Source organism: Microcoleus sp. B7-D4 (assembly GCF_036705125.1).
Taxonomy (GTDB): domain Bacteria; phylum Cyanobacteriota; class Cyanobacteriia; order Cyanobacteriales; family Microcoleaceae; genus Microcoleus.
Map to the genome: position 1 here is coordinate 17,880 of NZ_JAUBTT010000120.1, position 3,648 is coordinate 21,527.

Here is a 3,648-nt window from a genome sequence, read left to right on the forward strand (position 1 = left end):
TAATACCCGCAAACAATTTATATAAACCCGCCCCCACACAACCAATAATCTAGATTAACCTTTACTGCGATCGAAATAAGGCTACAATCTGCTAGAAATTAGCTGGTTCGGGCGATAATTCCGATTCCTCAATCTGCGTTGATTCCGAGTCAGCGGGCAACTCAGTATCTGCGACAGTAATTTCTAGTTTAAATCCTAACGCTTCGAGCAATTCTACCAAACTGTAAATTTCCGAACCGCCGCTTTCAGTCAGGATATTATCGAGTTTTTCGTGATGTTCTTTTGCTGAATCAGAAAGAGCATTCATCCTGATTTTAGCCTCAATTACCTTTCTGATGGCATTTCTCAGGAGTGCGGGTTCAGGGTCTTTTTCTTCTAAGATAGCCCCGATAAAACCAGCAGCGTGTTCGGCATCTTTGAGAGATTCAATTAGGGACTCGCGGTAGCTATCGCTGGTAGGCATTTTCATTGAATTTCGCGGGTTGTACTTCTATAATTTTATCGCAGTCGATCGGCAATTTCTCTCGTAAGTGCGATCGACAGTCCATTCAACAAGCAAATCATACTTAAGATAGAGGTATTCCAGCGACAAAATAGTAAACCTTGTTTGAGGAAACAAAGTTTAAATCAAACAGGGCATTGTGAATGAATTTTAAATCGATCGCAAAAACCAATCTACTATTCGGCAGCCTGATAATTAGCCTCGGATTGCAATCACTTCCAGCAGCAGCGCAATCAGTCACCGACGCGCAAGTTTCCGCCCTTGTAGAAGCGCTGCGACAAGCCGCCCCGCCACAAGCCGCAAATGACGGAATGTACAGTCAGTGGCAAGTTTTACCGAACAATATTTCCCGCTGGGCAAAATTCTGTACCAAACAAGATTTAACACCGCAACAATTTGAGGCCGACGCGACAAAAGCCAAATCAATTGTTACCTGTATCGTGGGCGATTTGCTGCGCGACGAATACAAAGCTAGCAGCAACAATGAATTAACCGCTGTACGCCGCGCCGCTTGCTGGTGGATGACAGGTGACTCCGCAGCTTGCAAAAGTGGGGCAACTGCTACTTATGCCGATAAAGTTATCAGCGTTTACCAGAAGCAGCAACCTAAAAAGTAAAGTTTGTGCTGGCGGAATTTAGATTTTTTTGACGGCAGCCCTACATTTTAGGGAATACCTGGACTCGGAGGAGTAACTTAAATACGGGCGCAAATGACCAAGAATTTCTTGATGGTACCCGCCACGTGATTTATCCGTGAATCAATCCAAAATCGAAAATCGAAAATCCTCAAGCCCCCGCATTTATCCGTGGGGTCGCCTCTAAAATCTAAAATCTAAAATCTAAAATCGATTGACGGCTGAAAAATTGCAGCATCGGTGCATTCTCAAGCGTTATTTTGATGCACGGCTCATTGATTGAGTTGAGTTGTCCTTTGATGCACTTTGGTTATATTAGTGGACGTGTTTTGAGATTCTCTGCCTTCTTCTCAATGGCGCGATTGCCGCTAGGTATATATCGATGAGAATCGATTGTTAAAAAGGCTTGATTCCGGCGACTCCGGTATTAGGTGTAAGGCAGCTTATCCGAGGAAAAGGCAAGCTCTGGGTTCGCCTGAGCTGCCTTGATTTCATCTCACTTTCACCTGTTTTGATTCGTAGCGCAATTTGAGCTTTTCATCAGAGATGTTTTGCCTTGAATTGAGCGAGTCTGGGTCGAGGCAAAAATTAGGGCGGGGACGGGTCAGCCACAAGCGCTGCTGACCCGTCGCACTCAGCCGGTGCGCGCTTCTAGACTGCCACGAAATTGGATGCCGTCAGAGTAGTGGTATTCACTCCCGTCAGGACACCCAAAACGTCACTCCCCAAACGAATCTCACTGCCGGAGAACGACAATTGACCAAAGGTCAAACCGCCAGTCAGACCGATTTGGTCGCTCCCCAACTTGAAGTCACTAATCGTATCGGTGCCTTCCCCAGGGGCGAAGATAAAGGTGTCCGGACCCAAACCACCTGTTAAGAAGTCATTCCCAGTACCACCGCGCAGTTTATCGGCACCTTTGCCACCATTGAGGATATCGTTACCTGCACCGCCGTTGAGAATATCATCACCGCCAGCACCAATATTGATATCATCTCCTAGCAGCAAGTCATCACCATCACCACCGTTGAGGACATCCACACCAGTGCTACCCACTAAAGTATCATTGCCGGCAAAACCGTTGAGGGTGTCTTGACCATTGCCACCGTTGAGGTAGTCATTCCCGGCGTTACCGTTGAGGACATCATTGCCGTTACCGCTGTTGAGATTGAGTCCCGCAACGGAAGCCACGGCTACTGTCACAGCGCCATTACTGGTGAGACTGCCATCGCTGAGGGTATAGTTAAAGCTGGCATTGCCTGTGAAACTATTGTTGGGGCTAAAGACAATAAAGTCATCGCTAAAGTTGGTGGCAGTGCCATTGTTATTGAGGCTGGCAGTTCCACCGACAGCGCCGCTAATAGCAGTAATCCGCAAATCCGAGGCAGGATTATCTACATCAGTATCATTGGCGATGAGGGTGCTGGTAGCAATAGTCAGAGGTGTATTTTGAGCCGTGGTAAGGCTGTCGGCATTGGCGACGGGGGCTTGGTTAGTAGGAGTAGCAGGTATTTGTGTACCGTAAACATCATCATTATTAGTTGCTGTTCCCGCATCATTAGCCGCACTGTTGCTGCTGAAGGTAGACGAACCCGTAAAATTGACAGTGCCAAGGGTAGTCGGCATTCCCTGGTTATTACCGTTGGTATTGGTGGTGGACTCCATGACGAAGATTGCCCCACCTAAGCCCTGACCTGAGCTAGCTCCCGTGCCACCCGTAGCAGTATTGCCTGTAAAGGTGGTGTTGTTGAGGGTTAAAGAACCACTGCGGACAAAGATTCCCCCTCCTAGTCCAGCACCACCACTGCCGCCGCTGCCGCCGCCATAGCCGCCTCTGGCACCGCCGTAAAAGGCGCTGCTGCCGCCGCCGCCGCCGAAGCCGCCGATGCCGCTGCCGTAGCCGCCGTTTTCGCCGCCGCCGCCGCCGCCGAAGCCGCCCATGCCGCCGCTGTAAAATGTTATGATGCCGGTGTTGCCTGAAGATGAACTTACGGAGCCGCCGCTGCTGCCGCCGCCGCCGAAGCCGCCGTTGACACTGGGGAAGGCGCCGCCGCCGAAGCCGCCGTAGTTGCCGTTGCCGCCGTAACCGCCCTCGCGGCTTGAAGCATTGCCAAACATACCCCCGCCGCCGCTGCTTGAGGCATTGCCAAACATACCCCCGCCGCCGCTGCCGGTGCCAACGCCCCTGTTGCCGCCTTGTGCGATGTTATTCGCGAACGCAACATTGGTCAACGAAACATTGCCATCATAGAGGAACAAACCGCCCCCTAATCCACCGCCGCCGCCGCCAGTGCCGCTACTTCCTCCTTCGGCCCGTCCATTGGTGATAGTCAAGTCAGCAATATTCACATTTCCCGACAGGATGAACAAGGAGCGCACGTCGCCGCTGTCGTTGATGCCGTTATTATTTGCATCGCCGCTAATACTGTAGTTGTTAAGCTGTTGTACCTTTAAATAGGGTATAATAAAAAAGGAGTTTAGTCAATCTCTACAAAAATGCCAGCTAAAAAC

3 protein-coding genes are annotated in these 3,648 nt (G+C 50.1%); 1 reads left to right on the forward strand and 2 read right to left on the reverse strand.

Translation table 11 applies throughout. The features are described from left to right. Positions 1-91: 91 nt before the first annotated feature. Positions 92-463 (reverse strand): transcriptional regulator, encoded by a 372-nt coding sequence (locus QUB12_RS32535; RefSeq protein ID WP_333301000.1) that lies wholly within the window; start codon positions 461-463, stop codon positions 92-94. A 182-nt stretch (positions 464-645) separates the two neighbouring features. On the opposite strand from QUB12_RS32535, the gene QUB12_RS32540 reads away from it, so the two are divergent. Further along, positions 646-1,119 (forward strand): hypothetical protein, encoded by a 474-nt coding sequence (locus QUB12_RS32540; protein ID WP_333145109.1) that lies wholly within the window; start codon positions 646-648, stop codon positions 1,117-1,119. Between the two features lie 669 nt (positions 1,120-1,788). Here QUB12_RS32540 and QUB12_RS32545 read toward each other — a convergent pair. Continuing rightward, positions 1,789-3,516 carry an Ig-like domain-containing protein gene (locus QUB12_RS32545; RefSeq protein ID WP_333310349.1) on the reverse strand — a complete coding sequence of 576 codons (1,728 nt, stop codon included), beginning with the start codon at positions 3,514-3,516 and terminating at the stop codon, positions 1,789-1,791. Between the last annotated feature and the right edge of the window lie 132 nt (positions 3,517-3,648).

Coding starts and splice junctions, on each gene's coding strand:
- QUB12_RS32535 (WP_333301000.1), bottom strand. CDS start 463: ATGCCTACCAGCGATAGCTACCGCGAGTCCCTAATTGAATCTCTCAAA.
- QUB12_RS32540 (WP_333145109.1), top strand. CDS start 646: ATGAATTTTAAATCGATCGCAAAAACCAATCTACTATTCGGCAGCCTG.